Annotated in this window: 1 protein-coding gene; it reads right to left on the minus strand. The window is 70.7% G+C overall.

Annotated elements, in window-relative coordinates:
• Nucleotides 1-430 (minus strand): serine hydrolase domain-containing protein (locus AB4091_RS21920; protein ID WP_442295037.1); only part of this gene is annotated, 430 nt, incomplete at both ends.

Here is a 430-nt window from a genome sequence, read left to right on the forward strand (position 1 = left end):
CCCAGCGCGGATCGTAGCCCCGCATGGCCCCGCAATGAACATCGGCAAAGGCCGAAGCGGATGACGCGAGGCGCACAGAAGTCAGCGCGAGCGGGCCGGTGACCAGCGCGGCGATGGCCGCCCCGAGGTCCTGCCCTTTCCGCGCCTCGATCAACTCGCGCAAGAGCAGGAAGCCCACGTTGGAATAGGACCAGCCGGTGCCCGGCTCGAAGTCGAGCCGGTCCGCCTGCGCCCTCTCCCAGAGCTCGTTCTGGGACCAAGGTGTGTGCCCCCGCGCGACGGCCTCGTGGTAGGCCGGCAGGCGGCCGTAGTCCGGCACGCCCGAGCGGTTCTGAAGAAGGTGATGCGCGGAGAAGGGTTGGCCGGGCAGGCGCTCGTGGAGGTCGAGGCGCCCCTGCTCCCAGAGCCTCAGCACGCAGGCGGCCAGGAC

Source organism: Terrabacter sp. 2RAF25 (assembly GCF_052115265.1).
Classification (GTDB): Bacteria; Actinomycetota; Actinomycetes; order Actinomycetales; family Dermatophilaceae; genus Terrabacter.